Origin of the sequence: Pseudogemmatithrix spongiicola, from assembly GCF_030623445.1 — a bacterium.
In the GTDB taxonomy this organism is placed as follows: domain Bacteria; phylum Gemmatimonadota; class Gemmatimonadetes; order Gemmatimonadales; family Gemmatimonadaceae; genus Pseudogemmatithrix; species Pseudogemmatithrix spongiicola.
On the sequence record NZ_CP130613.1, the window covers coordinates 3,163,775 to 3,189,982 of the forward strand.

The window sequence follows — 26,208 nt, forward strand, 5'->3', positions numbered from 1 at the left end:
GAGGTACGAGCGGGGCGTCAGCGCTTCATCAACTGCGCCGCCCCGCCGGCATCAGCTCGTGATCAAAACGACCGCCCGAACGCGCAAAGGGGCGTCCTGTTCTGGACGCCCCTTGGACTCGTTCAGCCGCTGCGGATGATTCGTTACTGCGTCCGCAGCTCGCGGAACCCGATCAGGCGCCCACGCTCCTCGTCCCACAGCGCCAGGCGCAGCGAGCGCCACGCGGTCTTCAGCGTGATCACCGGCGCCTCCTGGAACACGGGGTTCTCCTCGTGCGCCTTCTTCAGCTTGTAGTTCGGGATCTTCGGGCCCAGATGGTGCACGTGGTGCAGGCCGATGTTGCCCGTGAACCAGTTCAGCACGGCGGGCAGCTTGAGGTACGAGCTGCCGGTGATCGCAGCCGTGGCGTAATCCCAGGTCTGGTTGCGCTCCCAGTACGCTTCCTCGAACTGGTGCTGCACGTAGAACAGCCAGATGCCCACCGCGCCCGCGACGTAGAAGGCCGGAACGTAGAGCAGCCACACCGAGCGCCAATCGAACACCATGTAGCCGATGATGGCGATCGCCACCAGCGCGATGTTCGTAAACCACACGTTCCACACCTGCTTCGCGCTGCCTTCACCGGTCATCATGAAGTGGAAGCGCTGGAAGAGGATGAGGTGCAAGGGCCCGAGGCCGAAGAGCACCAGCGGATTGCGATAGAGCCGGTACTTGAGCTTGCCCCAGGTCGACAGCGCCCGGTACTCGGCCACCGTCAACGTGGTCACGTCGCCATAACCGCGGTGATCGAGGTCGCCGGAGGACGCGTGGTGGATTGCATGCTCGCGCCGCCACTGCTGGTACGGCGTGAAGGTCAGCACGCCGGTGATGAAGCCGACGGCGTCGTTCCATTTCTGCGACGGGAAGAACGACCCGTGCGCGCAGTCGTGCATGATGATGAACGTGCGCGTCTGCAGGCCGGCGATCGGCAGGATCATCAGCAGGCTGGCCCACAGCGCGTAGTCCATCAGCCAGTAGGCGATGACGACGGCGGAACCTAGCATGAACAACGTGCTGAAGAGCTGCCAGAGCGAGAGGCGGACGTCGGGACCGGCGTAGCGCGACACGGTCTCGCGCCAGTTGGATTCCTTCACGACGGGATTGGCGTTCTTCACGGGCTCGGGGGGGCGGGGGTGGAATCGGAGTCGTACAGGAACTGGAGCGTCACGTCAAACACGATGATGCTGTTGGACGGAATCGCGGCAGAGCCTTGACTCCCATATCCGAGCCCCGGGGGGATGATCAGCTGGCGGCGACCGCCGACCCGCATCCCGCGCACGCCTTCGTCGAATCCGTCGACGACCGCGTTGCTGCCCGTTCTGAAGCGCAGCGGCAACGCCGCTGTGGTGTTCGAATCGAACGGGACGCCGTTCCGCAGGTAGCCGCGGTAGCGCACGCCGACCGAATCACCGTCCACCATCAACACCTGGGTGCCGGCACCCACGGTGATGTCCCTATAGTACAACCCAGACGCGGTTTTCGTTGACGCCGCGAGGTTTACGCCCAACGACGGCTCGAAGTACACGTTCTCGATGTCCGGCACGAACAACTTGCCTTCGAGGCAGCTGCTCGCCAGCAAGGCGACGGCGAGGACAGCGAGGAAAGTGCGCAGCTTCTGCATCGAGTGCTTGGGTCGGTCTGGGAGGCCCACGGACCTTCCGGGGGCGCCTTGCAATCTACCCTGCAAGAGGCCGTCCGGGACCCCTGTCCATCTATAGATAACGCCGCGGCGGGACCAACAGGGACCCGAACAAGAGACCTGCGACCAATGCCAGAATGGCACTGAGCACGGCGACCAGCGTGTCGAATCCCAGCGTGTAGTCACGCTCCATCACGAAGCTCAGCGCGCGGAAACCGACGCTGCCCGGCACGAGCAGCATGATGCCTGGGACGCGCACCAACTGCCCCGGCCGGCGCTTCCAGCGTCCGTACACGTTCGAGAGCGCCGTCATCACGAGGCTGGAAAAGAATACCGATCCGGCAAAGGTCCCGGTGGCGACGGGGCCGAGCCACCCGGAGCCGAGGCGCGTGAGGACGTAGCCGAGGATGGCCGCGCCCATCACGAGCGGGATGTCGCGGCGAGACGCCCGGAACAGCACCGCGAACGACGCGGCCGCCGCGACCATCGCAATCAGCTCGACCCACGGCGGCAAGGCCTCCGGCGTACCGGGCATCGGCGTCCAGCCGATAGCGAGCATCAGCTGCGCGGCCGCCACCGAGCCGAAGGTGAGCTTGAGCAAGACCGTCATCGCGCCGGCGAAGCGCGTCGTGCCCGTCACGAGCTGGTTCGATGCCAACTCCGAAACCGCCGTCGTCAACGAGAGGCCCGGCATCAAGACGATCAGCGCTGCGACAATCACCGTCTGCAACGACAGCGGCGCCACGAAGTGCGCAAACGCCGTCGCCAACGCCGTTGCGACCAGCGCCGCGACGGCCTCGAACGCCGCCGCGAGATGCGGACGCGTGCCACTGAGGATCGCCAGCCACCCGATGAGCAGGCCAATCACCGCCGCCACGGACACATCGATCCACGCCGTGCGCAGCAACCCGGCCACTGCGGCGGCGGCGAGACCGAACGCGCCCACCGTCATCAGCTGCTGCCGCGTGTCGAACGGCCGGTCCAGCGCGTGCATCGCCGCCCAGGCCTCGTCCAGCGACATCGTCCCCGCGACCACCTGCTCGGCGATTGCGTCGAGTTTCGCCAGCGCCCCGAGCTGGATGTCGCCGAGCTCGAGGCGCAGCACCCGCGTCTCTTGCGTGGCGTTCGCGCGCGCGCCGTCGCTCAGCGAGAGCAGCAGGCCGGTGGGCGTGGACCAGATCTCCGCGCGCACGCCGATGCTCGTGGCGACGGATCGCACCGCGCCCTCGAGGCGCGAGGCAGACACGCCCACGAGATGCAGCCGTCGCGCCAGCTCCGTGAGGAAGCGGACGCGGTCGTCGAAGCTCGCGCGGTGCTCGGCGGTGTGCGTGCTCACGCGCTCAGGGCTTCAGCCACTTCTCGAAGAACGCCCAGACGAGGTTCCACGAGTCGATCTGCTCGGGCGAGTCCTCGCGCTCGAGCGTCTGGCGGTTCACGCGGCGGCTGAACGTGTGCCCGACGCTCGTCGGACCCGGCGTCGGGTTCACGTAGACCTTGGTCTCCGCGAGGTCCGGCTTGCGGGCGCGCAGCGCATCGATGTACGGCTGCGACTCCACGAAGTCGGCGTCGGTGTCGTTCGTGGCGACATGCACGAGGATCGGCCGCGCGAGCGAATCGACCGAGTAGTACGGTGAGCGCTTGATGTACTCATCGCGGCGCTCGAAGGGCAGGCCGCGTAGGCCATCCTGCGTGCTGAACGAACGTTGGTAGCCGGGCCCCTTATACGAGAGGCGGAAGACCAGGTTGGTCGTGGGCACCATCGCGACGCCGGCCACGAACTTGGTCTGCGCGCCGCGCTGCAGCAGGTGGGCCGTGATGAACCCCCCGTGGCTCCAGCCCATGATGCCGATGCGCGACGGGTCGACCTCGGGCCGCGCCTGCAGCACGGCGTACGCCGTCTCCACGTCATCGAGTTCCTTGCCGCCGTAGTCGATGGCGCGATGGAACGCTTCACCGTAGCCGGTGGAGCCGCGGTACTCCGGCGCGAGGATCACGTAACCGCGCTGCACCGCCTCGATGATGAACGGCAGGTAGTTCTGGTCCCAGTTGCCGTGCACGCCGCCGTGCACCCACACCATCGCGGCATGTCCCTTGGCGCGCGGCGTGAGGGGCGAGAACACGTACGCCGGGATCTCGAGCCCGTCGACCTGCGAGCGATACGTGATCTTTTCGTAGCGCATGACGCCGCGGCTGCGTGCGGCGAAGATGCTGTCCGTGCGGGCCTTTGCGGCCATGTGCTCGGCGTAGTCGGCGACCGGATGGTCCTCCGGCCGGTTGCTGACGTAGAGCTGGCGGGCGCGCGCCGAGTCCATCGGCACGGTGCGACGCGCCGGGGCGGGCGTGGAGGCGGCGGCCGGAGCCGGTGTGCTCGGAGCGGGGGCCGATCCGCCGGGCATGCACCCGGCGAGGCCAAGGACGGCGAGAAGGATTGTGCGCATCTTCGTATTATATCCGCATATGATCGCCTACGACCCGAAGAAGTGGCTACGGGTGCTGTTCGACTTCCCGCGCAGCCCGGTGTTCAAGACCCTGTTCCTCGACGTGCTGGGCGCCGGCGCCTGGGCGGCGCTGGTCGTCTGGGTCGAAACCGAATGGCTGCGCGTCGCGGTGCCGCTCGGCCCCGCCTTTCTCTCGATCCTGGGCATCATCCTTGGCTTGCTGCTCGTCTTCCGGACGAACACCGCCTACGACCGGTGGTGGGAAGGTCGGCGGCTCTGGGGCCAGCTGGTGAACGTCTCGCGCGGCTTCGCGCGGCAGCTGGCGGCGGCCCCCTTGGAGCGACGCGCGCAGTACGCGACGCTGCTCGCCGACTTCCCGGGCGCGTTGACCGCGCACTTGCGGCGCGAACGCGGGGTCGGCGGGCCGCATGTGCCGAACCAGATCCTCAGCGACCTGCACCGGGAAATCCGCGCCGATGCGGCGTCCGGGGCACTCGGCCCCGATGCCCTGCTCCGCCTCGCCCCACCGCTCCAGCAGTTCGACGATGTGCTCGGGGCCTGCGAACGCATTCGCAACACGCCAATCCCGTTCTCGTACTCGAGCTACGTCAAGCAATTCGTCGTGCTCTATGCCTTCATCATGCCGTTCGGGCTCGTGAAGGAGTTCGGCTACGGCACGGTAATCGCGTCCATGTTCACGTTCTTCGCGACGATGGGCCTGGAGCTCCTCGCGGGCGAGATCGAGGAGCCCTTCGGCACGGACATCAACGACCTGCCGCTCGAGGACATCACCGGCGTGATCGCCCGCGACGTGCGGGCGATCCTCGTCGCCGACTAGCGCAGGACGAGCTGCGGTTCGACGAGCACGGGGAAGTTCACCGAGTTCGCGATGTAGCACTCCTCGTGCGCATCGTGATGGATCTTGGCGAAGGACTCGGCATCGGGGGCGTTGGCACTCACGGTGATCACCGGTCGGAGCGTGACGCGCGTCAGCGCCGTCTTTCCGTCGGCGCGCTTCTCCATCACGCCCTCGGCGGCGTCCTCATACGACTCGACCACCGCACCGAGCTTGGAGAGCAGTGACAGCGCAAAGAGCATGTGGCAGCTGCTGAGCGCGGCGACCAACGCCTCCTCGGGGTCCACCGCCGCCGCCACGGACAGCGGCGCGCGCATCACCAGCGGCGATGCCGAGGCGGGCACCGTGATGCCCTCATCGAAATGCCAGGTATGGCCGCGCGAGTACTTCTGCCTGAGGAACTCGTCGCTGCCGCGGTTCCACTTGATGGTGGCGTAGTACGTGCCCATCGATCCGCCTTGTGAGTGTAATGCTATTTAATCATTCATCGAGAAGCCGGCGCACCGCCGGCTCGAGGCTCACCGGCGCCACCGGCCCGATGACCGTGTGCCGGATCTTCCCGCTGCGGTCGAGCAGGAACGACGTCGGATAGCCCCGCACGCCGCCGAACAGCACCTCGGCCTCGCCCCCGACATGGGCGATCGGGTAGGTCACCCCGCGCTCCTGCACGAAGGCGCGCACTGCGTCTGTGCTCGCCCGATCCACCGCCAGGCCGACCACCACGAAGCCATCGGGCGCGTGTCGATCGTGCATGCGTTGCAGCGCGGGCATCTCCACCCGGCACGGGGTGCACCACGTGGCCCAGAAGTTCACGAGCACGACCTTGCCTCGCAGCGTCTCTGCACTCAGCTCGCGACCGTCGAGAGCCACGAAGCGATAGGCCGGCGTGGTCGCCGGTCCGGACTCCACCCCCACCACGGCGCCGAGGTGCGGCAGCAGCCGTGGCGCGGCCCAGAGCAGGATTGCCACGGTGAGCACGTTCGCGACCGTGAGATGCTTGCGCAGTCGCTGCACGCTCGAGGGGACGGGAGGTTGGCTGAGGTCGCTCACGAGTGGACAATCCGGCGTCGGGGAGAGAAGTTCTCTGCCGCGCCGCGTCCCGCACTCGGCGCCAGGCACACATCCTATTGGAGCGCTCGTCATGCGTGTTCCCGCTTTTGTTCGTATCTGCGTCTTCACTGCACTCGCGCTGTTGCCCCTGAGTCTCGCCGCACAGGACAGCAGCGGCACACGCCCGGCTCGTCGCACGGGCCTGCCGCTCGAGGCCACCCGTTCGTGGTCGCTCTCGACCACGGAAGCCTCGTGGATGTCGGTCGATGTGTCGCCCGACGGGCAGACCATCGTCTTCGACATGCTCGGCGACCTCTACAGCATGCCGATCGCCGGCGGCGCGGCGCGGGCGCTGACGAGTGGCATGCCCTTCGACGCCCAACCGCGCTTCTCGCCCGACGGCCGACACATCGTGTACGTGAGCGACGAGGACGGCGGCGACAACCTCTGGCTCCTCGAAGTCGCCTCAGGCAAGAAGACGCAGCTCACGCGCGGCAAGACGAATCGCTACGTATCGCCCACCTGGACGCCCGACGGCCAGTACCTCGTCGCGGCGCGGGCGCCGTTCCGCGGCGGCACGACCAAGCTCTGGATCTATCACCGCGATGGCGGCAACGGTACGCAGCTGATCGCGACACCCGGCACGGCCTCCACGCAGGCACACGCGGGTCCCGTCGTCAGCCGCGACGGCCGCTACGTGTGGTTCGCCGAGCGCAACGGCGCCTGGCACTACAACGCGAACTTCCCGCAGTATCAGCTGGTGCGCTATGACCGCGAGACCGGGCGCAGCGTGACGCAGACCTTCGCCTACGGGTCCGCCGCGCGCCCGACGCTCTCGCCCGACAATCGCTATGTGGTCTACGGCTCGCGCTTCGAGGCGCAGACCGGCCTGCGCATCCGCGATCTGAGCACGGGTGACGATCGCTGGCTCGCCTTCCCCACGCAGCGCGATGACATGGAGTCGCGTGCCGCGCTCGATGCCCTGCCGGGCATGGCGTTCACGCCGGACGGGCGGCACCTGCTCGCGTCGTACGGTGGCAAGCTCTGGCGCATCGCCGTAGACGGCTCCGGCCAGGCGGAGATTCCGTTCCGCGTTGAGGCAACGGTCGCGGCGGGTCCGCGCGTGCAGTTCGAGTACGCCGTGTCGGATTCCTCGACCTTCGTCGCGCGGCAGCTGCGCGATCCCGTGCTGTCGCCGGATGGGCGTCGACTTGCCTTCACCGTGCTGGACCGCCTGTACGTGATGGATTGGCCGGCCGGCACGCCGCGTCGCGTCACCAATGCCGATGTGGTCGAAGCGCAGCCGGCGTGGTCGCCCGATGGCCGTCAGCTTGCGTATGTCACTTGGGAAGGAAGCGTCGGTCGCCTGATGCGCATCGCACTCGACCAGCGCACGGCGTCACCCGCTGCACTCACGCCCGAGCCCGCGTTCTACCAGCAGCCAGCGTGGTCGCCCGACGGTCGCCGCATCGTCGCCATCCGCGGACCGGCACGCGCCTTCGCCGACGCGACCGCGCAGGGCGCGCCTGGCGCTGCGACAGAGTTTGTGTGGGTCCCCGCTACGGGCGGCGCGGCGACGGTGATCGCCGAGACGCAGGGCCGCACGCGTCCGCACTTCACGCAGGACAACGACCGCATCTTACTCTCCAGCGGCCAGGGGCTGTCGTCAATCCGTTGGGACGGCACCGACGAGCGGCGCATCGTGCGGGTGACGGGTCCCGTCGCGCCGGGCTCGAGCATCGAGTGCATCGAGTCGCACGTGTACTGCGAGGCGGAGAGCGACGATCCGCGCGAGGACAATCCGCCGCCGCCCGCCGCGCTGACCGTGATGGCGCCGCGCGGCGACCAGGCGTTGGCCGCGGTCGGCAACCATCTCTACGTGGTCACCGTGCCGAAGGTGAGCGGTGAGGCCGTCACGATCTCCGTGGCGAACGCCGACAACGCCGCGTTCCCCTCGCGTAAGCTCACCGACATCGGCGGGCAGTTCCCCTCGTGGGTGGCCAGCGGCCGCGCCGTGCTCTGGGGCATCGGCAACGCCGTCGTGCAGTTCGACCTCGACTCCGCACGCACGCGCGAACTCGCGCTGCGCGACACGGCCTCGTGGCGCAACGATACCACGCTCAAGCCCAAGCCCTACACGCCCGACGAACGGCGAGTGACCGTGCGCATCGCCCGCGACGTTCCGCAAGGCGCCATCGTGCTGCGCGGCGGCCGCGCCGTCACGATGCGCGGTACGGAGATCATCGAGAACGCCGACATCGTCATCGTCAACAACCGCATCCGCTCCATCGGCGCGCGCGGTAGCGTCGAGGTTCCGGCAGGCGCGACGATCCGCGACATCTCCGGTCGCACCGTGGTGCCCGGGTTCGTCGACACGCACGCGCACATGTGGCCCTCGTGGGGCATCCACAAGGCACAGCCGTGGATGTATCTCGCCAACCTGGCGTACGGCGTGACCACCACGCGCGACCCGCAGACGGCGACCACCGACGTGCTGACCTACGGCGACATGGTCGAGAGCGGCCTCTCGATGGGTCCGCGCGTGTACAGCACCGGCCCCGGCGTGTTCTGGGAAGAGAACGTCCGCAACCTCGAGGACGCGCGCCGCGTGCTGCGCCGCTACAGCAGCTACTACGACACCAAGACCATCAAGATGTACGTGGCCGGCAATCGCGAGCAGCGGCAGTGGATCATCCAGGCCGCGCGCGAGCAGGAGATCATGCCGACCACCGAAGGCTCGCTCGACATCCGCCTCAACCTCTCGATGGCGCAGGACGGCTACAGCGGCCAGGAGCACAACATTCCCGTGACGCCGCTCTACCGCGATGTCACGGGCTTCTTTGCGTGGACCGGCATCGCCTACACGCCGACGCTGGTCGTGAACTACGGCGGCCCCTGGGGCGAGAACTGGTTCTACACGCGCGAGAAGCCGTATGAGGATCCCAAGGTGCGGCGCTGGATGCCGTACCAGGAACTCGCCGCGAACACGCGCCGCCGCGTCGCGCGGCGCCCGACCGACGGCACGCCGGGCGGTTGGTTCTCCGACGATGAGTACGCCTTCCCCAAGCATGCCGCCGACGCCTACGAAATCTTCAAGGCAGGCGGTCGCGTCGGCATCGGCAGCCACGGCCAGTTCCAGGGGCTCGGCTACCACTGGGAGATGTGGCTGCTCAAGGAAGGCGGCTGGTCCAATCACGACGTGCTGCGCGCCGCCACCATCGTCGGCGCGGATGCCATCGGACTCGGCCGTCAGCTGGGCTCGCTCGAGCCGGGCAAGCTCGCGGATCTGGTCATTCTCGATCGCGATCCGATCGCCGACCTGCGCAACACCAACAGCATCAGCGGCGTGATGAAGAACGGCCGTCTCTATGACGGCATGACCTTGGCCGAGCAGTGGCCGCGACAGCGGCCGGGGCCGACGGTGGACGGCCTGCGGACCGTGCCCGACGTGAGGGCCGGCATGCGCTAATCAAATCGCACGCGACTATTCCGCCGTTCGCGCGTGCGGTTCGCACTGCATCACGCAGATCATGGGGAGACGTGATGAAGGTGCGGCTACGGATCAGTATTGTCACCGGCACGTGACAAACCACTCGATTATTGTTTGCTTCGTTACGTCCCCCACTTGACAGGTCTCCGCACCTCGTCTTAACCGTAGCCGGTGAGGTGCTGGCTCGAACCTTTCACAATCGGGGACAAGAGCTCATGAAGTCTCATTCTCGCGCCGGCACCGTTTTCTTTCTCGCACTGGCGGTCGGCGGCTGTGTCGATCTCAATGCCCCCCCCCCCCGCCGGCTCGGCTAGCGGAGGGACCGCAGCTCGCGGAGTTGCGGCTAGCCGACCGTGAAGCCGGCATTCCAGGCGAGTTCATTGTCCGGCTGCGGGACGGTGCCGAAGACGAAACAGTCGTCGAGCGCGAAATTTTGAGGGACTCTCACGGCCGGGTCATCGCAAGCTTGGGCGGCAACAGGGGGTTCGTCGCTCGATTGGACTCCGTGGCACTTGGACGTGCGCTTCGGAACGCTTCGGTCCGCTATGTCGAGCAAAGCGTTCGCTTACTACCCGATGCCGCTGTCCAGCATCAGAACGTGCCAGCCAACGCATGGCACTTAGATCGCATCGACCAGCAGCAGCAAAGTCCCAATGGAGTGTACTCTTATCGATACACCGGGGCCGGTGTGCGCATCTGGATTGTTGACACCGGTGTGGACCCTTCGCATCCGGACTTGGTCGGTCGCGTGGACCAACTCTACTACTTCACCTACAACTGGACAGATCCGTTCGCGCCGTGCTTCTGGCACGGGACCCCAGCGGCTGTTGTCGCCGCTGGCACCACATATGGTGTAGCAAAAGGTGCGACTATCAATGTTGCCCGCGTATCGGACGACTGTAACTCCGGCGCGATGAGCAGCGCAGCTGCCGCCAGTGCCATTTACTTCATTGCGGACTACTCACCGAAGCCAGCCATTATCAATGCTAGCTTCGGTGGCCAGTGTCCTTGGTACTATCCGTGGTGTGCCTCTTCGCTGCAGGACGCGGTAAATTACGCGAAGAGTCGCGGAGTGCCGGTGATCGCTTCGGCCGGCAACGACGGATCTGACGCTTGCGATCACTACCCGGCGAGTTTCGCATCGCTCGCCGTCGGTGCTTCAGACCCAAACGACTCACGAGTGAGTAATTCTTTGTGGGCGAGCAGCTACGGCGGCTGCGTGGACCTCTTTGCGCCTGGCATCTCAATCGGCGTTGGCCAGGATCAGTATTTCGGAGAACAATCCGCCTGGTGACGCCGCAGCGGCGCTCGTCGTCAATGCCACGCCGAATGTACTGACGAACATTGGCGCGGGCTCCCCCAATCGCTTACTGCACTCATTCTTCGTGCCGCGCGTGAGCATTGTTGGGCCTGACCTGGTTCACGAAAACGTCTCTTGCTCATGGAGCCACACTGCATCGGGATGGACTCAGCCGATCTCACTCAACTGGGCGGTCAACGGCATTCCGGTTTCGTCCGGCGCGAACTATTCGACTTTCGATACGGGCACGGCAGGCTTTTCTCTCGAGCTGACACTGACCGATGCGGATGGGCGGGTCGGCTTCGCTGTGCTTCCCGTTACAGTCAGTGGCAGCGGAACATTTAGCTGCTGAACTAGGTGTCCCTCGCTCGTCGACACCAGCATTCTTCCTACCGAGGGGTCAGTCCAATGCGCGCTTCTATCGTTTCCCTCACGGCCTCCCTCGCACTGGCCACGGGATGCTCGCTACTTGAGGTGGGTAACGGCGACTCGCGAGTAGGTATTATCGCGTTCGTGGACAGCCCTTTGCCGATCGCTAGCGTTTCGCACCAGCTACCCGAAGTCGGCACATCGGTTGACGGGTGTTGCGGGAGTTCGCCGGTTCTCGAGGTGCCCGATACCGTCACAGCGGGAGTTGCTTTTGATGCGATCGTCCGAACATTTGGCAACAACGGCTGCTGGCGCGCAGCCGGGTATCGCGAATCAACGAGCGGTATGACAATTGAGATTACACCCTATGATGAGTCGGGTGATGATGGTGGCCGCGTGTGCACTATGGCCATAGTCCGCCTTCCGCGCACCGCACGTGTCTCATTCGCTAATGCTGGGATTGGCACTATTGTCGTTCGAGGCCGCGTCAGCTCAATCGGTGGCAGTGTGGTATCAGCCGATTCGATGACGACGGTGTCGACTACCGTGGTCGTGCGCTAGTACTCAGCTTAGCGCTGATTCGACTTCGCCGCGAATCTCTTCCGGCGTGTCGTTGGGTGCGAAGCGCTTGAGCACGGTGCCGTCCCGCGCAACCAGGAACTTGGTGAAGTTCCACTTGATGGCCTCGGTGCCGAGGACGCCGCGCTTCTCCTTCTTGAGATGCGCCCACAGCGGGTGCGAGTGCAGGCCATTCACCTCGACCTTCGCGTAGAGCGGGAAGGTCACGTCGTAGGTGAGTGAGCAGAACTGCTTGATCTCGTCGGCGTCGCCGGGCTCCTGCGCGCCGAATTGGTTGCAGGGGAATCCCAGCACGGCGAACCCTTTCGGACCGAGCTCGCGGTGCAGCGCTTCCAGTCCCTTGTACTGCGGCGTGAACCCGCACTGGCTCGCCGTGTTCACGATGAGCATCACCTGACCGCGGTAGGCGGCCAGCGTTTCCTCGCGGCCGTCCATGGTCGGGACGGGAATCTCGTAGATCGTGCTCATGTCGAATGCTGTCAGGTTACCCCGCAGTCTGCCAGTGGCAGCTTCACGGCCCGATCGGCGTGAGCGCTGGACGCTTAGCGGTGACGTCGTCGCCGGAGGAACGGCGCGTCAGCCGCCGCCACAGCCAGGGCGTGAGATACGTCGCGATCCAGTGTGCCTCGGTGCGTGCGCGTTCCCACAGCGTCGGTGCCGGCCGCGGCGGCAGTGGCGCAGCCCACGAATCATCGAAACCCGGCAACCCGAGCCGAGACGCCAGCCCCGCCGCGATGCGCCGATGTCCCTCGGCGTTCGCGTGCAGGCGGTCTTCGTGCCACAGGCGCGGGTCGCAGGCCGCCGGAAACTGCGCGACGTCGAGCAACACGCTACCGGTCTCGCGGCAGAGCGCACGCACGGATTCGTTGAATGCGAGCAGGCGCGGCCGTGCGCGTGCGGCAAACGGTGCGACTTCACTCAGGTCGGGCATGGTGATCGTCACGACCGTCGCGCCTGCCGATCGCAAGGCTACGTGCATGGCGCGGAGGTCGTCCATCACCTGCCCCGCGTCGTACTTGCTGCGGATGATGTCGTTGGTGCCGGCAAAGACCGACGCGAGGTCCGGCTGCATGGCGAGAGCTGGCGCGAGCTGCTCCTCGCGGACCTGACGGGTCTTGCGACCGCGAATCGCGAGATTGGCATACAGCAACGGCGCGCCCTGCGCCTGCGCCACGTGCAGCGCCAGCCGATCCGCCCAGCCGCGGTGCCGGCCGCCTTCGCCGGGATCCTCCAGCCCTTCGGTGGATGAGTCGCCGATGGCGACGTACCGCGTGAAGCTCAAGGCAGCTTCGACAGCGAATCGAGCTCGCGGTTGCGCGCGGCCGCCGAGTCGGCGGCCTTCATGGCCCCCTGCACGCCGCGGGCACCAGCGAGCGCGGACGCGCCGACGGTGCTATCGACCGCCCGCTGCTGCTCCTTGGTGCGCGTGGGCGCGGGTTCTTCGGATTTGCCGCCGCAGGCGGCGACCAACAGGACACTCGCGATGACGATCAGGCGGCGCACAGGATGGCTCCCCGAGGGTGATATCGCGAAGTTAGTGGCATCGTGTCGCGCTCGCACCCACGTCCACCGGTCGATCCCACCCTGCTCAACGCAGGGGCGACCGATGCGATGTGGACGAACCTTGGCGATTGGCAGGCGTCCCGCGACTACGGCAGCGCGGCACGTGCCCTGGCCACGCACGTTGGCGCCGCGGCGGCCCTGCGCGCCGGCGATGTGGTGGTGGACTATGCCTGCGGCTTCGGGGATTCGCTGCGCCTTTGGGTTGACCACTTCGGCGTGCGGCGGGTAGTCGGCGTCGAACCCGATCCCGCCGTGTGCGAGACTGTCCGCGCGCGCGTTGCCCGCTGGGGTCTGCAGGACCGCGTGTCCGTGGTGAGCTCGCGCGCCGAGGCGCTGCCGCCGCGTGCGGCTGCTGCCGACGTCACCGCCGTGGTCTCCGTGGATGCGGCGTATCACTTCCGCTCGCGCCTTGCATGGTGGCGCATGCTGGGCGCCGACCTGCCACCGGGCGCGCGCATCGCCTGCAGTGACCTCTGCATCGCCAATGGCCGTCATGTGGGAGTGCTTGGCCGTTCGCTCGCGCGGATGATGGGCATTCCAACCGAGAATCTCGTGCCGACGTCTGTGCTGCAGCAGGCGCTGCGTGAGGTGATGCGCTCGGATGTTCGGCTGGAACCGTGCGGCCGGTCCGTCCTCGACGGCTTCGCCGCGCACGCGCCAGCGCGCGGGCTGCAGCTGCGCATCGCCAAGGCAAGCATCAGGGCACTGCGCCGCCGCGGACTGCTCGAGTACGCCATTCTCTCGGCGACCGTCGCCGCTACCTGAAGCTCAGACGGCGACGATCCACCCCATCGCGCCGCGCTCCGCCAGCCGCGGCTGGTGCGGATGGAACATGTACCGCCCCGGCGCATCGAAGCGCATCTCGAGCATCGCGCGCTCGCCAAGCGTGAGCGGCACGACGTCCGAGTGTTCATCCGGAACGCGCCGCGTGCCCGAGCGGAACACATCGAAGGTCTGCGCGTGCAGGTGGAAGGTCGCAACCGGCTCGTCGGGGACGAGATTCAGCACGTGCAGTCGCACGAGCGCTCCGACCGGCACCTTGAGTGGATGGCGCGCGAAGAATCCCGCGACGCCGTTCCATCCATAGAGGTCGGAGCGACCGTCGTCATCAGTGTCGAAGCCGCCGAGGATGAGGACGCGCTCCTCGGCGCTCGGGCGCGGCAGCACGGGATCGACGATCAGCGCTCCGTAGAGCCCGCGCCCGAGATGCTGGGCGCTGGGCAGCAGATCGCAATGATACGGATACAGACCCGCAGGCCGCGGCGCGAACTCGTACGTGCGCGTTTCGCCGGGCGGAATCGGCTCCCAGCCGTCCTGCGTCGGCGCGTGCGCGCCATGCGTGTGCAGGTTGTGCGGATGCGGCGTGAGATTGCGCACGGTGAGCGCGAGGGTGTCGCCCTCTCGCACGCGGAGGATCTGTCCGGGTATGCGCCCGTCGAAGGTCCACGCGTCCATTTCGCGGCCGGCACCCACCTGCACACGCTGCTGCGTGATGGTGATCGTGCGCGCGACGCGGCCGGCGCGCGCGAGCGGCGGAATCGTGAGGTCATCGAGCGCGGTCGGTCCGAGCGTCGCAGGAGGTTCGACGCTGTGGCCGTACGGCCCGTGCAGCATGGTTGCGTCGTCGAGCGACGCGTCGTGACGTGCGGCGTTCCGGGAGCTCCGACGCGAGAGCATTGCGCTGACCGCGAGTGCGCCCGCGGCCCCGCCCACGCCGAACAACCACTCCCGCCGCGTCGGCATCAGATGCCGCTGTAGAGACTCGCAATCGTGACGGCGAGACCTACCCAGAGCGCCGCGACCGCCAGCAGGCTGCGCAGCGCCAGCCGCGCGCGTGCGGTGGGAGCGTTCGTGCGGCGCGCGCGCCGCAACGTCAGCGCGGCCGCCAGCACGAGCACTGCGAATGCCAGCAGGCGCAGCGGCGAGAGCGGCAGCAGCGCTTGCACGCGCGCCAATCGCGGCGCGGGGCCCGGCAGCGGCAGCGCCTGCGCGGCGGCGAACAGCGAATCCCACGCGGCGGGCATCGGCACGCCGGCCGTGTCGGCGCGTACGCGATCGAACTCGCCGACGGCCGGTACCGCTGGAGCCGACTCAGGCGCCGGCATGGTCGGCTGCGGCGGGGGAATCGGCTGCGTCTTCCAGTCCGGATACGTCACACTGTTGAGGCGCCAGATACGCAACGCGAGCGCGAGCGTCGGGGTCAGGTCGTTCTCCTCACCACCAGCGCGCCCGCTTGTGCAGCGCAGCGACGCTGGCGCCAGTGACACGTCACCGCGCTGAGCGGCGATGCAGTTGCCTTCGCTCATCGGCCCGCCGACGGACACGTCCGCCCGCCCGCTCGCCGTGATGCGGTTGTCGGCGACGCGATTCCCTTTCGCAGGCCAGAAGTTCGCGTCGGCCAACGGCGCGACGATGACACCGTGACCCGCGTGGTGAAAGATGATGTTGTCCTCGACCACGTTCTCGCGCCCGCCGCCGAGCACGATTCCGTTGCCCCAGGCGAGCGGCGAGAGGCCCTTGCCCGGTCCGCTGCGGCTCGAGTTGTCGTGAATGAGGTTGCGGCGGATGGTCGTCGCGCGCTGCGGCGGATACAACTCGGTGTCGAGGGTGTTCGGCACGAGTCCACCGCGGTTGTTGCGCCAGATCGAGTTCACGATGTACAGCTCGTCGCCTGCGTTGGTGCCCGAGTAACCCACGGCGTTGTGCTCGCTGATGACGCGGCGCACCAGCGCGCGGCAGGGAAAGCACTGGCCGATGTAGAACCCGGCGTCGGGCGATCCGCTGGCGTAGGAGTCCTCGAACAATCCGTCCTTCGAATCGAAGGCGTAGATGCCGTAGTCACCGTTGTTGTAGGCGGTGAGGAAGCGGCCGCGGTAGCCCGTGACGCCCGTCCAGAAGAACCCATTGAGCGTCGCGTTGCGCGCGGTGAGGTTCTCGAGTGCCACGCCATCGGCCAAGACGTTGAACCCGTTGGGCCGGATGAACTCGCCGTCGACGATCGTCGTGTTGCGGTCGAGGCCCCGGATCACCAGCGACGGCGTGGTGACGGTGACCTCTTCTCTGTAGATGCCGGGCGCGATGAGGATGAGATCCCCGGGAACCGCCGCATCCACGGCGGCCTGAATGCTCGCGTGTTGCTCCGGCACGCGGCGCACCGTTCCGCTGGCCTGTGCCACCGCCTGCAGCTGGCCCCGCTTGCCTCCCGTGTACTCCGCGTCTCCCACGACCACGGCACCGGCCATGCCGAACCCATCCTTGGTGCCGTGGTACGAGCAGTAGAATTCGTAGACGCCGGCCGCGGCGAGCGTCACGGCCAGCTTGCTGCCCGGCGCGACGGCGGAGGTATCGATCGCCGGCCACTTCGTGGCATCGATCGGCACGATGTTGTGCGGATTGCGCCCGGCGTTCGTGAACGCGACGCCGGCCCCCACCGGAATCCGCACGACTGGTGCGTTGTAGGCGTTGTCGAGCATCTTGACCTGCGTCGCGCCCTGGGTCACAGGATCCGAGCACGCGACGGCACTGAACACCAAGGGAGCAAGGAAGCGGCGCATGCGCGCGAATCTCGCGGATTCTCTTTGCCTTGTCCATCGCCTCGCCTGCGCGGCGCTGCTCGGGATTCCTGGACTCGCAGCGGCGCAGGAAGACTGGCAGGTCGTGCAGCAGTCGGCCCTGTGGGTGAACACCTTCGTCGACCACGCCGTCAGCGATCGGGCCGCCCTCTGGTTCGATGGGCACTGGCGGCGCATGGATCTCGGGGGGCCACCGCAGCAAGTCCTGCTCCGGCCCGGCGTGCAGGTCACGCTCTCGCCGCGCGTCCGGGCGGGCGGTGGTTATGCCTATATCGCCACCGCGCCCTACGGCGAGTCGCCCAACCCGCGGCCCGTGCGCGAGCACCGCCTCTGGCAGCAGGTCTCCGCGTCACACACGTTGCTCAACCTTTCGCTGTCGCACCGCCTCCGAGTGGAACAGCGGTGGAGCGCACCTGTTCTCGCCGACGACGACCTCGGCCCCCTTCGCTACCAGCAGCGCCTCCGCTACGCCGTGCGGGCGCAGCGGCCGGTTGGCGTGCGAACCTATGGCTTTGCGGCCAATGAGTTCTTCCTGCCCGTCGGCCACTCCGAAGGCGCGCAGCGCCGCCTGCAGAATCGCGCGCAACTCGGGCTTGGCCTGCCGCTCGATGACCGGCAACGCATCGAGTTCGGCTATCTGCACCAATGGAATCGCATCACGCCGCGCGAGACGCACGAGTTCAATCACACGCTTGTGCTCTCGTGGGTGTGGACGCAGCGGCCCTAGCGCGTCAGTGCACCTCGAGGTCGCGCGCCGACCGCGCGCGGCCGGCATAGCCCGCCTGCCGCAACTCGGCGAGTAGCCCCACATCATCCGTGCCCCAGTAGAGCTGGTGGTAAAGCAGCAACTGCGTCGGTCGCGCCCGCGTCGCGAGCAGCGCCAGCTCTTCCGTCGACGTGTGTGCGTTCCGGTGGTACCGCTGCCACTCAGGCGGCCGCGTGCGGAGCCGTTCGGCGGAGTACACCTCGTGCACGAGCAGGTCGCAGCCGTTACAGGCGGTCACCACCGCATCGCTCGCGCGCGTGTCGCCGGAGATGACGATGGACCGATCCGGGGCATCGAAGCGATAGCCGAACGCCACCTCCCAATCGCCATGCGGCACGGCGAACGCCGTCACGCGCAGGTTGCCATCATCCAACACGAGCCCCGGCGCGATCTCATGCACCGTGACCTTCCAACCCTCGGTGTTCGCCGGCTCCAGCCCATCGATGCGATTGCGGATGTCTGCCGCATACGCCGCCTGGAGGTGCTCGACCATCGCCTTCGTCCCCGGCGGTCCGTACACGACGAGCGGCACGTTGCGCTCCAGCGTCCACGCGCTCAGGATCACATCGGGCAGTCCCACGGTGTGATCTGAGTGCAGGTGCGTCAGAAACAGCGTGCGTAGCTGCGGCGGTTCTAGGGCCGAAAGTCCGTGGCGCGCGGCGGCAGCGCTCGCGCGACGCACGATACCTGGACCCGCATCGATCAGATACGAGCGCGTCCCTCGCACCACGGCCAGCGCGGGCCCGCTGCGTTCCGGATCGGCGTTCGGCGTGCCGGTGCCGAGGACGACGAGCTTGGTGTCTTGCGCGCCGATGGCAGAGACGCAGAGTCCGAGAAGGCCGAAGGCCCGAGCGACGATTCGCATGCAGCGAATGTCGCTCGGGCCTCCGGCGATGTCGAGCGCTCAGCGCGAGCCGAGTTCGCTGGTGGCGCCGCTGCCGTGGGCGATGAGACGCATGCGGAAGCCGTCCTCCTTGTCCTCGGCGTTCACCGTGTACTGCACCCAGCCACCCGGAACGGTTGGGCTCAGCCACCACTCTTGGCGCCCGCCCGTGCTGCCGAAGTGCACGCGCTTGGCGCTGAACGTCCCGGCAGGCGTCGTCACGTTCTCGGTGCCGACCGTCGCGCCGTCCACGCTCTCCTTCGTCGGGCGCGAGCGGAACATGCCCCAGGCCTGCAGCATCGTCATGTTCTCGGGCACCATCATCTCGTTGGGTTCCTTCTCGCCGGGCATGCGGCCACGCATGCGGACCAGTTCCTGCAGGCCGTCGCCGGCATCCTTGAAGAGGCCTTCGAGCACGATCGTATCGCCGCCCATCACCGACTTGTAGCGCCACCACTCCTTCCCTTCCTCGTCCTTGCTGAGGAAGGCGCGCTCGACGATCGCCTTGTCGTCATCGTCGTTGCCGCCGAGCTCCCAGCGCGTCCACTGGCCGGGCTGGTAGTCTTCGTCGAAGACGTTGGCGCCGGTGCCATACATCATGCCCCAGAGCTGGCCGATGTAGAGCCAGGTGTAGTCGGCCGTCCACTGCCCGGCGGCGGGGACGCCGCCGGTACCGCGCCCAAGGCCGCCGAGCGCGGCTTCGAGCGCCGCGGCATTCACGCCGTAGATGCTGCCGAAGCGTTCGCGACGCGCGTTCACGGCTTCGACCTCCGGTGCCGAGAGGCCCGCGCGGTCGCCGTAGGCGTAGATGCGCTCGAGCCGGATGCCGAGGCGCTGGAACTGCGGCACGGTGAAGTTGCCGGCCTGCGCCGCGGTGCGCGTGGCCTGCTCGCGCAGCGCGGTCTTCTCGCGTTCGATGTCCGATTCGTTATTGGCGCCGCAGCGCGCGCGGATGCCGGCGCGGGCGGCGAGTGCACCGAGGCGGCTACGCGTCGCGGAACCGGCGGCTTCGAACGCGATCTTGCACTCGCGGAAGCGGCGGATGCGCTGGTCGATCTCGCGGAGCTTGGGGTCGAGCGCGGCGATCTCCTCGCGCTCCTTGTCGTACGACGTCACGTAGCGATCGAGGACGTCGGTGGTGAGCGTGATCTCCTGCGCGACCGAAGCGGTGGCGGTCAGCAGCAAGGAAGCGACGACGACAGCGGTACGGCGGAACATGTGCGTCAGGTCCGTTGGGGTGGGGGTGCTAAGTTGCACCATGCGGCGTGCTGGCGACAGCACCCGGCGAATCCCCTACGGAGAGTTCCATGCGTCGTTTCGCGGTCCTTGCGGTTCTCCCGGTTCTCGCGCTGTTGGCGCCCAATCTCGCGGCCCAGGATCACCAGCACACGCCCGGGATGCAGCATCCGGCGGCGGGTCCGCAGCCCAAGGAGGGCGGTCAGGCGGCGTTCGCCGCCATCGCCGAAATCGTGAGGCTGCTCGACGCCGATCCGCGTACCGACTGGAGCAAGGTGAACGTCGAGGCGCTGCGGCAGCATCTCATCGACATGGATGAGGTGACGATGCGGGCAGACGTGCGCGCCGAGGAGGTCCAGGGCGGCGCGGCATTCATTGTCACGGGCAGCGGGCGCACATTGGAGGCCATCCGCCGCATGACGCGCTCGCGCGCGGCGACCGGCACGGCGGACGGCTCGGTGCGAATGAGCGTGAGCGACGTGGACGGCGGTGTGCGCTTCGTCGCGCTAGCCGGCAACCCGACGGATGCGCGCGCGGTCGCGCGCATCCGTGGGCTGGGGTTCATCGGGGTCGTGGCGCTCGGCGACCACCACGCGCCGCATCACCTGGGCATCGCCAACGGCACGATGACCGGGATGCACGGGCACTAGCTCAACGCACCAACGGCTTGTACTTGAGCCGATGCGGCTGGTCCGCATCCGGCCCCTTCCGACGCTTGAGATCCTCGATGTAGCTCTGGTAGTTGCCCTCGTACCACACCACTTCCGAGTCGCCCTCGAAGGCGAGGATGTGCGTGGCCACGCGGTCGAGGAACCAGCGGTCGTGCGAGATGATCACCGCGCAGCCGGAGAAATCGAGCAGCGCTTCCTCCAGCGCACGCAGCGTATCGACGTCGAGGTCGTTGGTGGGTTCGTCGAGCAGGAGCAGGTTGCCGCCCTGCATCACCGTCTTGGCGAGGTGCAGGCGATTCCGCTCGCCGCCCGAGAGGTTCGCGACGAGCTTCTGCTGGTCGGCGCCCTTGAAGTTGAAGCTCGACGCATAGGCGCGGCTGTTGAGCTCCTTCTTGCCGACCGTGATCAACTCGCGGCCGCCGGAGATCTCTTCCCACAGCGTGCGCTTGCCTTCCAACGTGCGGTGCTGGTCCTGGTACGAGATCACCACCGTCTCGCCGATCGTGAGCTCGCCGCCGTCGGGCTTCTCGAGGCCGTTGATCATGCGGAACAGCGTCGTCTTGCCGGCACCGTTGGGGCCGATGATGCCGACGATGCCCGCGCGCGGCAAGTCGAAGTTCAGGTTGTCGAACAGCAGCTTGTCGCCGAAGGCCTTCTTGAGGCCCTTGGCGCGCACCACGTCGTTGCCGAGGCGCGGTGCCGGTGGAATCACGATCTCGTTCTGCATCACGCGATCGTTCTGCGCCTCGCTGGCCAGCTGCTCATAGGCCTGCAAACGCGCCTTGCTCTTGGCCTGCCGTGCCTTCGGCGACATGCGCACCCACTCGAGCTCCTTCTGCAGCGTCTTCTGCCGCGCGCTGGCCTGCTTCTCCTCCAGCGCCAGCCGCTGCTGCTTCTGCTCAAGCCAGCCGGAATAGTTGCCCTCGTAGGGCACGCCCTTGCCGCGGTCGAGCTCGAGGATCCACTTCGCGACGTTATCCAGGAAGTAGCGATCGTGCGTGATCGCCACGACCGTGCCCGGGAACGTCTCGAGGAAGTGCTCCAGCCACGCCACGCTCTCCGCATCGAGGTGGTTCGTCGGCTCGTCCAGCAGCAGCATATCGGGCTCTTCGAGCAGCACCTTGCAGAGGGCCACGCGACGCTTCTCGCCGCCCGAGAGGTTCGTCACGGGCGAATCGGACGGCGGCAGGCGCAGCGCGTCCATGGCCACGTCGATCTTGTTGTCGAGATTCCAGAGGTCGTGCTGGTCGATGTACTCCTGCAGCTTCGCCTGCCGGTCCATCAACTTGTCGAAGTCCGCATCGGGCTCGGCAAACTTCGCGGAGATCTCATTGAACTCGTTCAGCGCGTCGCGCTGCGCCTTCACGGCGAGCTCCACGTTGCCGCGCACGTCGAGCTTGGGGTCCAGCTCAGGCTCCTGCGGCAGGTACCCGATGCGCGTGCCCTTGTGCGCCCAGGCTTCGCCTTGGAATTCCGTGTCGACCCCGGCCATGATGCGCAGCAGCGAGGACTTACCCGCGCCGTTGGGGCCGAGGACGCCGATCTTGGCGCCGGGATAGAACGAAAGCCAGATATCGTCGAGGATGATGCGCGAAGGCGGGATCACCTTCTTCAGCGCCTTCATCACATAGATGAACTGCGGGGCCACGCGGAGCGTCTCCTGATCGGGAAAAACCAAACGGCTGGATGCGCACCCGCGCATCCAGCCGTGAAAGATAGTGCCCTCCCGCGGGTCGCCGAGGGCGGCGACCCGTGCCCCCGTCAGACCACGCGTGCCAGGAGAACGATGGCCGCGAGCCCAACCGCGAGCGGCATCCAGGCCGCTTCGAGGGTGCTGGTCAACGCGTCATAGATTCCACGGATGCGGCTGAACACGGGTCGGCTCCTGAGAAGGGACGTGACGACGTACATGGCAAAGACGCGCAGGGGGCGCCTTTGGTTTCCTTGTGCTACCCCACTGCTCGCCCTCTCGGTCACGCTCGGGCTGCCCGCCGGCGCCCAGGCGCGCCAAGACAGTGCAGCGTACCGCTTCCAACCGACGTTGGCTGTGTCCGAGGTCACATCCGCGACGCCGGGCGCGACGGTGGCCCTGGTCGCCGGTGTGCACGGCGGCAAGGTGGCCGCCATCCACGCGCTCGACGTGCTGCGCGGGGAGCTGACCGGCCGCCTCCTCCGCGGCCGCGTGCTGCTGGTCGGCCCGGCGAACATGGCGGGGTACCTCGCGGGCCTCGCGCAGATCTCCCCGCACGACTCGCTGAACCTGAATCGCGTGTTCCCCGGCCGTGCCGACGGCCGCCCGACGGAGGCGCTGGCCGCGAAGATCATGCGCGATATAGTATCGCGAAGCGACTATCTCGTGGACCTGCACGGATCGGACGGCGACGAGGCGGTCGGACGCTTCGCCTATGCGGCGCGGCCAGGCGTGGATCCACGGGTCGACAGCGCGGCCAAGGCGTTGGCCGAGGCCTGGGGCACGCCAGTCATCGTCTGGGACGACGCCGGCCCGCGGACCTTGGCCGAAGCCCGGTTCCTGCAGACCGCGGCACACCTGAGCGGCGTACCGGCCATCACCGTGTTCGAGGCGGGCGCCACGCGCGAAGACAGCGCCGCCACGGCGGCTTTCGTGCGCGGTTCCCTCGCCACCCTCCGCAGCCTCGGCGTCCTCGGCGCCGACAGCGGCGTGGGGGCCGTGGTCGGCCCGCCGGCCCCCGCCACCGCCGCGCCCTCCCGGCTCTTCGCCCGGCGTGCCGTCAGCATCGCGCCCGCGGCCGGGCGCTGGGAACCGGCCGTCGCGCCGGGGGCCGGCGTCGCCGCCGACGAACTCTTGGGCCAGTTCACGAGTTCTACTGGCGAGCGTCAGCCGATCCGTGCCGCCGAGGCCGGGTTAGTGTTACATCAGCGGAAGGCGGGCGACGTGACAGCCGGCACCGCGCTCATCATTGCTGCCGTCGCACCACATCCCGTCCCGCCACCTCGTCCTTGATGGACTTCACCGGCCTCTCCGCCCAGCTGTCCTCGAGCCCGCTCACTGCGGTCGGGCTCGTGTTCCTGGCCGGCGTGTTGACGAGCCTGAATCCCTGCATCTATCCGATGATCCCGATCACGGCGGCGATCGTCGGGGGGCAGACATTGGGCGAGACGAAGCCGCCGCGCTTCCGCACGCTGCTGCTGACGATGGCGTATGTGGTCGGGCTCGCGGCGGTGTACTCCACGCTCGGCATCATCGCGGGCGTGACCGGCACGATGTTCGGCACGATCAGCACGAACCCGTGGCTGTACTTCGCCATGGCCAACGTGCTGATCCTCTCGGCCTTGATGATGTTCGACGTGCTGCCCGTGCCGATTCCCGCATCGCTGCAGGCGCGAGCGGCGACGGCGGGCACGGCGGGCCGCGTGGGAGGCGCGCTCATCATGGGCGCCATGTCGGGCTTGGTGGCGGCACCCTGCGGCGCGCCGGTGATGGCGGCCATTCTCACCTGGGTCGGCAGCCAAGGGAGCCCGGCGCTCGGTTTCGTGTATCTCTTGGTGTTCTCGCTCGGGATGTGCACGCTGCTCGTGGTCGTGGGTCTCTCGAGCGGTGCGCTGGCGCGCCTCCCGCGCGCGGGCAACTGGATGAATTGGATCAAGAAGGGGTTCGGCGTCGTGATGATCGCGGTGGCCGAGTACTATCTCATCGAAATGGGGAAATTGGTGTTCTGATGCGTACGCTCTCGATGTTCCGTCGCGCCCTCGGCGCGCTTCTGCTGCTTGGCGCGTCGTCCGTCGCCGCGCAGGACACCGGCCTTCCGATCGGCACGGTCGGCCCGGCCGCCGCGCTGGAGACGCTGGACGGCACCGCCGCCAACCTCAGCAGCGTGGTCGGCGGCGGCAAGCCGACGCTGATCGAGTTCTGGGCCACGTGGTGCCCGAACTGCCGCCAGCTCGAACCGGCGCTCGATGCCGCGCAGCGGCGCTACGGCAACCAAGTGCGCTTCGTCGGCGTCGCGGTCAGCGTGAACCAGTCGTCGGAGCGCGTGAAGCGCTACGTGACCGAGCATCTGCGCGGCTTCACGCATTTCTACGACCGGCGCGGCCAGGCGGTGACCAACTACGACGTGCCGGCGACGAGCTACGTGGTCATCCTCGACAAGGACGGCAAGGTCGTCTACGGCGGCGTGGGCGGCGATCAGGACATCGCGCGGGCGCTGGCATCGGTGGTTCGGTAAGCCGTCGAACTACCTTGCCACAGAGGCACAGAGGCACAGAGTTCTTCACAGAGAACAGCACCGTAAGAACAGGGGGTCCGCACCGAGCCATCGGCGCGGCCCCCTGAAGCTTTTCAGTCGCGTTTCCTGTCTCCGCGATGAGGAGTAGTTGCCGTTCTCCGTGCAACCTCTGTGTCTCCGTGCCTCTGTGGCAGCCGTTGCCCGTGCCGTCAGCCGCGCAGGAGCAGCTGGAACAGTAGCGTCGGCGGCTGCGGCTCCCGCGTGTGATACACCTTGAGCGTGCGCACCGTGAATGGCTCGTCGATCCGCACGGCCATCATCTTGCGCAACTTCTCCTGCGTCAGCTCGGGATACAGGTTCAGCGTGCAGTGCGGCGTGAACGGCCAGCGCGCCGGTTGGAACGGCAACCCGCACTGCTTGATGGCCTCGTGCAGCGCCCGCAGCGGGCCGTGCGGATCGAGGCGCAGCGACACGATGTTGCGCCCGATGAAGCGCTCCGGCGGCCCGAAGCTCAGCGTGATCGGCGCGGTGCGCGCGGCCACCGGCTCGAGCTTCTCGCGCATCAGCGCCACCGGCGTATCCGGCGGCAACGGCCCGGCTCCTGAGGATCCTGTGAGCGTGATGTGCGGCGGCAACGCCCGCGCCATCTTCGGGTCGAATTCCATTTGCAGCGCGTGCACGCGCTCGGCGAGCGCGCCTTCCAGCTCCGTCGTGATGAAGATCCCGTTCACCGGAAGCTGGCCGAGAACCCCACGCCGACGCCGCCCTGCCGCGACGAGAGCACGGGCTTGAGAAAGAACCCGTCGATGGGATCCGCCGCGCGCGTCGCATGCCAGCGATGGATTGCCGCGGCCGTCACGCTGCCGATGCCGGCCCCCGTGACGACGTCGCTGAGCCAGTGCCGGTCGTCGTGCATGCGGCCGTACGCGGTCGCCACGGCGCCGCTGTAGACCAAGATGCCGACGAGGCGCGCGTGCTGCGGGGCGCGACGCCTCACTTCGAGGTGCACAGCCGTGGCGAACGCGAACGCCGCCGTCGCGTGCCCCGACGGTACGGACTGATAGTCCCCACCCTCCCGCATGCCGCGCAGCCATGCGAAGCTCGCCGGGTCGTCCGGCGAGATCTCCGGACGCTTGCGGCCCGCGAGGCCCTTGATCGTGGCCGTCACGAGGCCGCTCACGCCGATGGCCTCGAGCCCGCGGAAACCGCTCGCCGCGATCACGGGACGCTTTGCCAGCAACCCGCCGCCGTAGAGCGCGGCGCTCAATGCCATCACGCCCGGCGAGCCATAGGGATTCCCGAAGCCGGCGATGCCGTCGAGCACAGCGGACCCCTGCGGTCCGCTGCCGCGCACCGCGTCGCGCGCCGATTGGTCGGCGAAGTACGCCAGCCCGCCCGCGGCGAACGCCACCGCAAAGCCACGGAGCTCCGGCGCCCCGAACGCCGGTGAAGGGCGCGGCGCGGAATCCGCAGGAGCGGCTTGGGCACCGAGGGCAGCGGCACTCAGCGGCCAGACGAGGGCGAGCAGGAGGCGGAGGCGATTCACGTTGCC

26 protein-coding genes are annotated in these 26,208 nt (G+C 67.7%); 10 read left to right on the forward strand and 16 right to left on the reverse strand.

Annotated features, from left to right (window positions below):
* Positions 1-143 precede the first annotated feature (143 nt).
* From Strain318_RS14490 to Strain318_RS14505, 4 genes are all read right to left on the reverse strand, one after another.
* Positions 144-1,154 (reverse strand): fatty acid desaturase, encoded by a 1,011-nt coding sequence (locus Strain318_RS14490; RefSeq protein ID WP_367886395.1) that lies wholly within the window; start codon positions 1,152-1,154, stop codon positions 144-146.
* Positions 1,151-1,660 carry an FKBP-type peptidyl-prolyl cis-trans isomerase gene (locus Strain318_RS14495; RefSeq protein WP_367886396.1) on the reverse strand — a complete coding sequence of 170 codons (510 nt, stop codon included), beginning with the start codon at positions 1,658-1,660 and terminating at the stop codon, positions 1,151-1,153. The genes Strain318_RS14490 and Strain318_RS14495 overlap by 4 nt, the downstream gene beginning before the upstream one ends.
* Before the next feature lie 91 nt (positions 1,661-1,751).
* A complete protein-coding gene (locus tag Strain318_RS14500) occupies positions 1,752-3,014 on the reverse strand; it encodes a threonine/serine exporter family protein (RefSeq protein WP_367886397.1) in 1,263 nt (420 codons plus the stop codon).
* Between the two features lie 4 nt (positions 3,015-3,018).
* Entirely contained in the window at positions 3,019-4,116 is a 1,098-nt protein-coding gene (locus Strain318_RS14505) for an alpha/beta hydrolase family protein (RefSeq protein ID WP_367886398.1), read from the reverse strand.
* A 19-nt stretch (positions 4,117-4,135) separates the two neighbouring features.
* On the opposite strand from Strain318_RS14505, the gene Strain318_RS14510 reads away from it, so the two are divergent.
* Positions 4,136-4,954 carry a bestrophin family protein gene (locus Strain318_RS14510; RefSeq protein WP_367886399.1) on the forward strand — a complete coding sequence of 273 codons (819 nt, stop codon included), beginning with the start codon at positions 4,136-4,138 and terminating at the stop codon, positions 4,952-4,954.
* On the opposite strand, the gene Strain318_RS14515 is transcribed toward Strain318_RS14510, so the two are convergent.
* Together Strain318_RS14515 and Strain318_RS14520 are read right to left on the reverse strand one after the other, a co-directional pair.
* Positions 4,951-5,421: an OsmC family protein gene (locus tag Strain318_RS14515; protein WP_367886400.1), complete on the reverse strand. Its 471-nt coding sequence runs from the start codon at positions 5,419-5,421 to the stop codon at positions 4,951-4,953. The two genes, Strain318_RS14510 and Strain318_RS14515, sit on opposite strands and share 4 nt — an antisense overlap.
* A gap of 31 nt (positions 5,422-5,452) precedes the next feature.
* Positions 5,453-5,986, reverse strand: a complete 534-nt coding sequence (locus tag Strain318_RS14520; RefSeq protein ID WP_367886401.1) for a TlpA family protein disulfide reductase — start codon at positions 5,984-5,986, stop codon at positions 5,453-5,455.
* Between the two features lie 127 nt (positions 5,987-6,113).
* On the opposite strand from Strain318_RS14520, the gene Strain318_RS14525 reads away from it, so the two are divergent.
* The 3 genes from Strain318_RS14525 (at position 6,114) to Strain318_RS14535 (ending at position 11,164) form a co-directional block, all read left to right on the forward strand.
* The gene (locus Strain318_RS14525; RefSeq protein WP_367886402.1) at positions 6,114-9,491 is read left to right on the forward strand and encodes an amidohydrolase family protein; all 3,378 of its coding nucleotides are present in this window, start codon (positions 6,114-6,116) and stop codon (positions 9,489-9,491) included.
* A gap of 358 nt (positions 9,492-9,849) precedes the next feature.
* Positions 9,850-10,806 carry a S8 family serine peptidase gene (locus Strain318_RS14530; protein ID WP_367886403.1) on the forward strand — a complete coding sequence of 319 codons (957 nt, stop codon included), beginning with the start codon at positions 9,850-9,852 and terminating at the stop codon, positions 10,804-10,806.
* Positions 10,766-11,164 carry a hypothetical protein gene (locus Strain318_RS14535; RefSeq protein ID WP_367886404.1) on the forward strand — a complete coding sequence of 133 codons (399 nt, stop codon included), beginning with the start codon at positions 10,766-10,768 and terminating at the stop codon, positions 11,162-11,164. The genes Strain318_RS14530 and Strain318_RS14535 overlap by 41 nt, the downstream gene beginning before the upstream one ends.
* Before the next feature lie 581 nt (positions 11,165-11,745).
* On the opposite strand, the gene Strain318_RS14540 is transcribed toward Strain318_RS14535, so the two are convergent.
* From Strain318_RS14540 to Strain318_RS14550, 3 genes are read right to left on the reverse strand one after another with little or no spacing between them, the layout of a single operon-like run.
* Positions 11,746-12,228, reverse strand: a complete 483-nt coding sequence (locus Strain318_RS14540; protein WP_367886405.1) for a glutathione peroxidase — start codon at positions 12,226-12,228, stop codon at positions 11,746-11,748.
* 43 nt (positions 12,229-12,271) lie between these two features.
* On the reverse strand, positions 12,272-13,042 hold the full coding sequence (locus Strain318_RS14545) for an SGNH/GDSL hydrolase family protein (protein ID WP_367886406.1): 771 nt from the start codon (positions 13,040-13,042) through the stop codon (positions 12,272-12,274).
* On the reverse strand, positions 13,039-13,263 hold the full coding sequence (locus Strain318_RS14550) for a hypothetical protein (protein WP_367886407.1): 225 nt from the start codon (positions 13,261-13,263) through the stop codon (positions 13,039-13,041). Before Strain318_RS14550 ends, Strain318_RS14545 begins: the two co-directional genes overlap by 4 nt.
* Positions 13,264-13,305: 42 nt before the next feature.
* Here Strain318_RS14550 and Strain318_RS14555 point away from each other — a divergent pair, with 42 nt between their 5' ends.
* Positions 13,306-14,088 carry an SAM-dependent methyltransferase gene (locus tag Strain318_RS14555; protein WP_367886408.1) on the forward strand — a complete coding sequence of 261 codons (783 nt, stop codon included), beginning with the start codon at positions 13,306-13,308 and terminating at the stop codon, positions 14,086-14,088.
* A 3-nt stretch (positions 14,089-14,091) separates the two neighbouring features.
* On the opposite strand, the gene Strain318_RS14560 is transcribed toward Strain318_RS14555, so the two are convergent.
* Both Strain318_RS14560 and Strain318_RS14565 read right to left on the reverse strand, forming a co-directional pair.
* Positions 14,092-15,066, reverse strand: coding sequence for a multicopper oxidase domain-containing protein (locus Strain318_RS14560; protein WP_367886409.1), 975 nt, complete (start codon positions 15,064-15,066; stop codon positions 14,092-14,094).
* Positions 15,066-16,877, reverse strand: coding sequence for a right-handed parallel beta-helix repeat-containing protein (locus Strain318_RS14565; RefSeq protein ID WP_367886410.1), 1,812 nt, complete (start codon positions 16,875-16,877; stop codon positions 15,066-15,068). The genes Strain318_RS14560 and Strain318_RS14565 overlap by 1 nt, the downstream gene beginning before the upstream one ends.
* On the opposite strand from Strain318_RS14565, the gene Strain318_RS14570 reads away from it, so the two are divergent.
* A complete protein-coding gene (locus Strain318_RS14570) occupies positions 16,876-17,622 on the forward strand; it encodes a DUF2490 domain-containing protein (RefSeq protein WP_367886411.1) in 747 nt (248 codons plus the stop codon). The genes Strain318_RS14565 and Strain318_RS14570 overlap by 2 nt on opposite strands.
* 4 nt (positions 17,623-17,626) lie before the next feature.
* Here the strand turns inward: Strain318_RS14570 and Strain318_RS14575 are convergent, their stop codons facing one another.
* Positions 17,627-18,526 (reverse strand): MBL fold metallo-hydrolase, encoded by a 900-nt coding sequence (locus Strain318_RS14575; RefSeq protein ID WP_367886412.1) that lies wholly within the window; start codon positions 18,524-18,526, stop codon positions 17,627-17,629.
* Between the two features lie 39 nt (positions 18,527-18,565).
* Entirely contained in the window at positions 18,566-19,762 is a 1,197-nt protein-coding gene (locus Strain318_RS14580; RefSeq protein WP_367886413.1) for a hypothetical protein, read from the reverse strand.
* 89 nt (positions 19,763-19,851) lie between these two features.
* Here Strain318_RS14580 and Strain318_RS14585 point away from each other — a divergent pair, with 89 nt between their 5' ends.
* Positions 19,852-20,430 (forward strand): hypothetical protein, encoded by a 579-nt coding sequence (locus Strain318_RS14585; protein WP_367886414.1) that lies wholly within the window; start codon positions 19,852-19,854, stop codon positions 20,428-20,430.
* A gap of 1 nt (position 20,431) precedes the next feature.
* On the opposite strand, the gene ettA is transcribed toward Strain318_RS14585, so the two are convergent.
* A complete protein-coding gene (gene ettA, locus Strain318_RS14590; RefSeq protein ID WP_367886415.1) occupies positions 20,432-22,099 on the reverse strand; it encodes an energy-dependent translational throttle protein EttA in 1,668 nt (555 codons plus the stop codon).
* A 399-nt stretch (positions 22,100-22,498) separates the two neighbouring features.
* Here ettA and Strain318_RS14595 point away from each other — a divergent pair, with 399 nt between their 5' ends.
* Genes Strain318_RS14595 through Strain318_RS14605 form a run of 3 tightly spaced genes read left to right on the forward strand, consistent with a single transcriptional unit; the run spans position 22,499 to position 24,656 of the window.
* Positions 22,499-23,434 (forward strand): M14 family metallopeptidase, encoded by a 936-nt coding sequence (locus Strain318_RS14595; RefSeq protein WP_367886416.1) that lies wholly within the window; start codon positions 22,499-22,501, stop codon positions 23,432-23,434.
* The gene (locus tag Strain318_RS14600) at positions 23,434-24,150 is read left to right on the forward strand and encodes a cytochrome c biogenesis protein CcdA (protein WP_367886417.1); all 717 of its coding nucleotides are present in this window, start codon (positions 23,434-23,436) and stop codon (positions 24,148-24,150) included. The genes Strain318_RS14595 and Strain318_RS14600 overlap by 1 nt, the downstream gene beginning before the upstream one ends.
* Complete coding sequence (locus tag Strain318_RS14605; RefSeq protein ID WP_367886418.1) at positions 24,150-24,656, forward strand: TlpA family protein disulfide reductase; 507 nt, start codon at positions 24,150-24,152, stop codon at positions 24,654-24,656. Before Strain318_RS14600 ends, Strain318_RS14605 begins: the two co-directional genes overlap by 1 nt.
* 209 nt (positions 24,657-24,865) lie before the next feature.
* Here the strand turns inward: Strain318_RS14605 and Strain318_RS14610 are convergent, their stop codons facing one another.
* Positions 24,866-25,387 carry a 2'-5' RNA ligase family protein gene (locus tag Strain318_RS14610; RefSeq protein ID WP_367886419.1) on the reverse strand — a complete coding sequence of 174 codons (522 nt, stop codon included), beginning with the start codon at positions 25,385-25,387 and terminating at the stop codon, positions 24,866-24,868.
* Positions 25,384-26,202: a phosphatase PAP2 family protein gene (locus Strain318_RS14615; RefSeq protein ID WP_367886420.1), complete on the reverse strand. Its 819-nt coding sequence runs from the start codon at positions 26,200-26,202 to the stop codon at positions 25,384-25,386. Before Strain318_RS14615 ends, Strain318_RS14610 begins: the two co-directional genes overlap by 4 nt.
* Positions 26,203-26,208: the final 6 nt, after the last annotated feature.

Excerpts from the sequence above, each read along its gene's own strand:
- Strain318_RS14510 (WP_367886399.1), top strand. The coding sequence starts at position 4,136 with ATGATCGCCTACGACCCGAAGAAGTGGCTACGGGTGCTGTTCGACTTC.
- Strain318_RS14495 (WP_367886396.1), bottom strand. The coding sequence starts at position 1,660 with ATGCAGAAGCTGCGCACTTTCCTCGCTGTCCTCGCCGTCGCCTTGCTG.
- Strain318_RS14560 (WP_367886409.1), bottom strand. The coding sequence starts at position 15,066 with ATGCCGACGCGGCGGGAGTGGTTGTTCGGCGTGGGCGGGGCCGCGGGC.
- Strain318_RS14585 (WP_367886414.1), top strand. The coding sequence starts at position 19,852 with ATGCGTCGTTTCGCGGTCCTTGCGGTTCTCCCGGTTCTCGCGCTGTTG.
- Strain318_RS14605 (WP_367886418.1), top strand. The coding sequence starts at position 24,150 with ATGCGTACGCTCTCGATGTTCCGTCGCGCCCTCGGCGCGCTTCTGCTG.
- Strain318_RS14565 (WP_367886410.1), bottom strand. The coding sequence starts at position 16,877 with ATGCGCCGCTTCCTTGCTCCCTTGGTGTTCAGTGCCGTCGCGTGCTCG.
- Strain318_RS14505 (WP_367886398.1), bottom strand. The coding sequence starts at position 4,116 with ATGCGCACAATCCTTCTCGCCGTCCTTGGCCTCGCCGGGTGCATGCCC.
- Strain318_RS14525 (WP_367886402.1), top strand. The coding sequence starts at position 6,114 with ATGCGTGTTCCCGCTTTTGTTCGTATCTGCGTCTTCACTGCACTCGCG.
- Strain318_RS14515 (WP_367886400.1), bottom strand. The coding sequence starts at position 5,421 with ATGGGCACGTACTACGCCACCATCAAGTGGAACCGCGGCAGCGACGAG.
- Strain318_RS14600 (WP_367886417.1), top strand. The coding sequence starts at position 23,434 with ATGGACTTCACCGGCCTCTCCGCCCAGCTGTCCTCGAGCCCGCTCACT.
- Strain318_RS14540 (WP_367886405.1), bottom strand. The coding sequence starts at position 12,228 with ATGAGCACGATCTACGAGATTCCCGTCCCGACCATGGACGGCCGCGAG.
- Strain318_RS14570 (WP_367886411.1), top strand. The coding sequence starts at position 16,876 with ATGCGCGCGAATCTCGCGGATTCTCTTTGCCTTGTCCATCGCCTCGCC.
- Strain318_RS14580 (WP_367886413.1), bottom strand. The coding sequence starts at position 19,762 with ATGTTCCGCCGTACCGCTGTCGTCGTCGCTTCCTTGCTGCTGACCGCC.
- Strain318_RS14575 (WP_367886412.1), bottom strand. The coding sequence starts at position 18,526 with ATGCGAATCGTCGCTCGGGCCTTCGGCCTTCTCGGACTCTGCGTCTCT.